5 protein-coding genes are annotated in these 5225 nt (G+C 73.6%); 2 read left to right on the forward strand and 3 right to left on the reverse strand.

Annotation, left to right across the window (positions count from 1 at the left end; translation table 11 throughout):
- Window positions 1-234: 234 nt before the first annotated feature.
- Window positions 235-1434, forward strand: coding sequence for a globin domain-containing protein (locus EAO70_RS03345; RefSeq protein ID WP_148001535.1), 1200 nt, complete (start codon window positions 235-237; stop codon window positions 1432-1434).
- Window positions 1435-1492: 58 nt separating this feature from the next.
- On the opposite strand, the gene EAO70_RS03350 is transcribed toward EAO70_RS03345, so the two are convergent.
- The 3 genes from EAO70_RS03350 to EAO70_RS03360 all read right to left on the reverse strand — a co-directional run bounded on the left by EAO70_RS03350 (window position 1493) and on the right by EAO70_RS03360 (window position 4274).
- Window positions 1493-2494, reverse strand: a complete 1002-nt coding sequence (locus tag EAO70_RS03350) for a nucleoside triphosphate pyrophosphohydrolase (protein ID WP_148001536.1) — start codon at window positions 2492-2494, stop codon at window positions 1493-1495.
- A 19-nt stretch (window positions 2495-2513) separates the two neighbouring features.
- Window positions 2514-3158 (reverse strand): SurA N-terminal domain-containing protein, encoded by a 645-nt coding sequence (locus EAO70_RS03355; protein WP_148001537.1) that lies wholly within the window; start codon window positions 3156-3158, stop codon window positions 2514-2516.
- A 111-nt stretch (window positions 3159-3269) separates the two neighbouring features.
- A complete protein-coding gene (locus EAO70_RS03360; RefSeq protein WP_148001538.1) occupies window positions 3270-4274 on the reverse strand; it encodes a glycosyltransferase family 2 protein in 1005 nt (334 codons plus the stop codon).
- Window positions 4275-4400: 126 nt separating this feature from the next.
- Here EAO70_RS03360 and EAO70_RS03365 point away from each other — a divergent pair.
- Window positions 4401-5225: YfhO family protein (locus EAO70_RS03365; protein ID WP_148001542.1), on the forward strand; the 825-nt coding region annotated here is incomplete at its 3' end.

The raw sequence follows: 5225 nt of genomic DNA on the forward strand, positions 1-5225 counted from the left end.
GGGCAGGAGGCGGGCGGGGTGCCGGGGGTGGTGCTCACTCCCCGACCGTACAGGTCGCTCCGGAGGGCGCGGTCCGCCGGATCCGGCGGTGGCCCGGAGGCGCGGTTTGCCGGATCCGGCGGTCGTCCGGAGGGCGCGGCCGGTCTGATTCGGCGGTCGCCCGGAGGTGCGGTCTGGCGGATCCCGCGATCACGGAGGGGGTGGTGCCCTAGATTCTTGTCGGTGGATCCTCAGATGCTCCGAAGCACGTTCGCGGTCGTCGAGAGACGGGCCGAACACGCCGTCACCTTCTTCTACGCGCATCTTTTCTGGAACAACCCCGCCATGCGCGAGCTGTTCCCCGAGGACATGCAGCCCCAGCGGGACCGCCTCTTCGCCGCGCTCACCCATGTGGTGACCCACCTGGAGTCCCCGGGGCTCCCCCGCTACCTGGGGCAGCTGGGCCGCGACCACCGCAAGTTCCTCGCCGACCCCGCGCTCTACGCCGCCGTCGGGACGAGCCTCCTCGCCGCCTTCGCGCACGCCGCGGGACCCGCCTGGAACCAGGAGGCCGAGAAGGCCTGGGCCGAGGCGTACGGGTACGTCGCCGACCTCATGATGGCCGGTGCCGAGGAGGCGGCCGGGGCGGGCGAGCCCGCCTGGTGGGACGCGGACGTCGTCCGGCACGAGCGGCGCCGCGCGGACCTGGCCGTCCTCACCCTGCGGCCCCGGCAGCCGTTCCCCTTCCTCCCCGGGCAGTACGTCAGCGTCAGCTCGCCGCGCGTCCCGCGCGTCTGGCGCACCTACTCCCTCGCGGACGCCCCCCGCCCCGACGGCACGGTCGAACTCCATGTGAGCCGGATCCCGGGCGGCGTGATGAGCACGGCCCTCGTCGCCGGGACGGGGCCGGGCGAGACGCTGCGGCTGAGCGCGCCCGGCGGCAACCTCACCGCGTGCACGGAGCCGGGCGGACTCCGTACCTATATATGCGCGGGTACGGGCTGGGCGCCGGTGCGTGCCCTCCTGTCGGAGGCGGCGGAGGCCGAGCCCGAGCTGACGGGGCGGCTGTTCATGGTGGCGCGGGCGAAGGAGTACCTGTACGGCCGGGAGGAGGCGGAGCGACTGCAGAAACGTCTCAGCAGTCTCAGCGTCACCTACATCACCTCGGCCCCCGGCCATCGCAAGGACCAGGCGACGGAACGGCTCGTCCAGGCGTTGCGGGCCTGCGTCCACTGGCCCGCGCACGACGTCTACCTCACCGGCCCGCCGGGCTTCCTGACCGAGGTCGCGGAGGTGCTGGAGGAGCTGGGCACCGACCCGTACCGCATCCACCACGACACCCTGCAGCCGGTGGGCCGCTTCACGGCACGCCCCGGCACCGCGGCGGAACGCCTCCTGGGCCCGCCGCCCCCGCTCTGGCACAACCCGGGGGCCCGGGCGCCGCGCGAGCGGTAGCGCGGGACGCCGCGCGACCGGTAGCGCCGGCCGCCGGGCGCGGGGTTCCGCGGCGGCGTCAGGCCTCCGCGTCCTCCGTGCCCTGCGCGCCCTCCGCGCCTTCTACGCCCTCCGCCGCCCGGATCGCGTCCCGGTAGGTGCGGGCCGCCGCGCGCAGGGCCGCCTCCGGGTCCACTCCCTCCGCCTCCGCGCGGACCGCGAGGGCGAGCAGGTCGTAGCCGACGCCCCGGTCCGCCGGGAGGGCCACGTCGAGGCCCGCCGAGCGCGCCCGGCCGCCGAGCTTCGCGGCGAGCGCGAGACCGGGCTGGCCCAGCGGCACGCCGTCCGTCACGGACTCCCGCTGCTTCTCGATCGCCTTGGTGCGCTGCCAGTGGGCCCGGACGTCCTCCGGCGTCCGCGCCTCCTCGTCCCCGAAGACGTGCGGGTGCCGGTGGATCAGCTTACGGGCGAGGTCACCGGCGACGTCGTCCACGGAGAACGGGTCCTCCGGGTCCTCCTCGGCGATCCGGGCGTGGAACACGACCTGGAGGAGGACGTCCCCGAGCTCCTCGCGCAGCGCGTCCCGGTCGTCGTCCTCGATCGCCTCGACGAGCTCGTACGCCTCCTCGATGCCGTACTTGACGAGCTCCTTGTGCGTCTGCCGGGAGGACCACGGGCACTCGCGCCGGATGCGGTCCATGATCTGCACGAGGTCCAGGAGCCGGGCGCCGGGCAGGTCGTACGAGCCGGGCAGCAGTTCCAGGTCGGGCATCGAGAAGCGGCCCGATCCGGCGAGCCGGGCGAGGCCGTCGGTCAGCGCCCGGTCGCCCTCGCCGGAGGGCAGCAGCAGGACCGTACGGCCGCCGGCGCACGCCTCGACGAGTTCCTCGGCGGTGGGCCGCAGGTGCTCGACGGCGACCCCGGCCTCCCGCAGGTACGGCAGCTGGGGGTGGTGCTCGTCGGGGCAGAGCACCCGGTCCGCGGCGCGCAGCGCCTGCCAGGCGGGCCAGGACAGCAGTCCGGGTGCCACGCGGTGGCTGGCGGTGAGCAGGACGATGCGGCCGGGGCTCTCAGTTGTCACCCCTCGAACCTACTCCGCCTCAGGCACCGGCCGGGACGGCGCCCGGGTCCTGGCTGATCTGCCGCAGCCAGGGCGCGGTGGTGTCGCCGAGCCTGACCTGGGCGTCGTCCCAGGTGCCGTAGCGCGGGTTCACGTCGATGCCGAGGTCCTTGGAGGCGGCGGAGAAGACCTCCGTCAGCTTCCGCTGTCCCTCGGGGTTGTCCGTGACGCCCAGCTTGGCGGCGATCTTGTTCATGAGGACGTTGCGGCGGACGACGTCGTCGATCTGGCCGGGCGCCACGCCCTGCTCCTGGAGGAGTACCTCCTGGAGCCGGTCCTCGCCGCCGCTCTCGCGGACGAACGCGGTCCTGGTCTGCTGGAGCTCGGCGCGGGTGACCTCCACGCCGTTGTCCGCGGCGACCTTGTCGACGACCCGGTCGAAGATCATCACGTTGAGCTTGCGGCGGGGCAGGTCACCGGTGGCCTGGACGAGCTGGGCGGCCTGCGGTGAGCGTTCCTGGGCGGTGCGCACGTCCCGCACCTGCGCCTGGAGGCTGGAGACGTCGATCCGCTCGCCGCCGACGACGGCCGCCGCTCCTGGATGGGCGTCACTGCCGCAGGCGGTGAGCAGCGGGGCCGCGGCGAGCAGTGCGGCGGAGACGGTGAGCGCAGTGCGGCGGTGCAAAGGAGCCTCCCGGGCTGGTCGTGCGTCAGTTGAACGACCTTGCGGTGATCGATGGTAGGGAGTCGCCCGGGCCGGAGCCACTACTTCGGTGCGACTGTTTCCCACAACGACTCACGGGCACCGCGGGTGTCGGCCGGTACCGGACCCTTCCCCGCCCCCCCCTTCGTACGCCCCTCCGTAGGCCCCTTCGCCCGTCCCCTCGTGGGTCTCCTTGACCAGGTAGTGCGGCCGGCGCTTCACCTCGTAGTAGATGCGGCCGACGTACTCGCCGATCAGTCCGACCATCACCATCTGCACGCCGGCGAGGGCGGTGACGGCGACGAGGAGCGTGACGTACCCGGGGGTGTCGACGCCGTTGGCGAGCGCGTCCCCGACGATCCAGGCCGCGTAGCCGGCGGCGACGAGGACCAGCAGGAGGCCGAGGTGGACGGCGGCCCTGAGCGGCTTGTTGTTGAAGGAGAGGAGGCCGTCGAGGCCGTAGTTGAGGAGCTTGCCGAAGCTCCACTTGGACCGGCCCTCCTCGCGGACGGCGTTCTCGTACGAGAACGTCGTCGTCCGGAAGCCGACCCAGGAGAAGAGCCCCTTGGAGAACCGGTTGTACTCGCCGAGGCCGAGGACCGCGTCGACGGTGCGGCGCGACAGGAGCCGGAAGTCGCCGACGCCGTCGACGAGTTCGACGTCGACCAGCCGGTTGACGGCCCAGTAGTAGAGGCGGGCGGTCAGGGTGCGGGTGACGCGGTCGCCCTCGCGGGTGCGGCGGGCGACGACCTGGTCGTACCCCTCGGCGTGCAGCGCGACCATGCGGTGCACCAGCTCGGGCGGGTGCTGGAGGTCGGCGTCCATGATCACGACGGCGTCCCCGGCGGCGTTGCGGAGGCCGGCCAGCATGGCCGCCTCCTTGCCGAAGTTGCGGCTGAAGGAGACGTACCGGACGTGCCGCGGGTCACGCGCGGCCAGGTCCTGGAGGAGGGGAAGCGTCCCGTCCCGGCTTCCGTCGTCCACGTAGACGACCTCGAACTCACCGTCCAGCTTGGCGAGTTCGCGGGTCACATGGTCGTGGAAACGGGCGAGGACGTCTTCCTCGTTGAAGCACGGGACGACGATCGAGAGCAGCACGCCGACCACGACAACGGAGCCCGGTGTCCCGGCCGGTGTGGAGGGATGGCGGGCAGAAGACCATTGCGTGAACGGGGCCGCGGGAACCGGATCCGCCCGCTCGGGCGCTGGCATATTCGACGGGTCATGCCGAACGCCACTCGCACGCGGGGCCCCGCACCGGCCGCCCCCGCGCCCCCCGCCGCGGTCCCCGCGACCCGGGGCGCGCCCGGGGGGCCGCGCTCCCCGCTCCTCGCCGCGCTGATCACCGTGCTCGCCGTCTGCGGCGGCGACGCGGTCGCCCGGGTCTTCCCCTTCGGGCCCCGCCACCGGGCCGTCAACGACCTCGCGAACCAGTTCGTGCCCTTCCACGCGCACCTGTGGGACCTGCTCCGCGGCCGGGCGGACGGCGGGCTGCTGCTCGACTGGCAGGCGGGGTGGGGGACGAGCTTCCTCCCCGACTACGGCACGTACCTGTCGAGCCCCTTCGCCCCGCTGGTCGCGCTCCTGCCGCGCGACGACATCGAGTACGCGGTGTACGCGCTCACCGTCCTCAAGACCGCGGCCGCGGCGGCGGCCATGACGCACCTGCTGCGCCGGACCGGCCCCGGCCCCTGGTGGTGGGCCTCGGCCCTGGGCGCGTCGTACGCACTCTGCGGCTGGTCGCTCGCGGAGGGCACGTACAACCCGATGTGGCTGGACGGCCTGATCGCCTTCCCGCTGCTCTGCCTGGTGGGCGAGTGGGTACGGGAGGGCAGCCGGCCCGTCCTGGGGCCGCTGGTCGTCGCGGTCTGCTGGGTGGCGAACTTCTACACGGCGTACATGGCGACGATCGGGGCGGCGCTGGTCCTGGCGGTCCGCCTGATGACGGACCCCGAGCCGGGCGAGGACGTCCGCCGCGGGCGCCGGGTCGAACTCCTTCACCAGGCCGGGGTGCGCGTGCCGCGAGCCGAGGAAGACGGGGACGAGGAC

The organism is Streptomyces sp. adm13(2018), from assembly GCF_008042145.1.
Classification (GTDB): Bacteria; Actinomycetota; Actinomycetes; order Streptomycetales; family Streptomycetaceae; genus Streptomyces.

Bases quoted from the DNA above. Each gene is read 5' to 3' on its own strand.
- EAO70_RS03345 (WP_148001535.1), top strand. From the start codon at position 235: ATGCTCCGAAGCACGTTCGCGGTCGTCGAGAGACGGGCCGAACACGCC.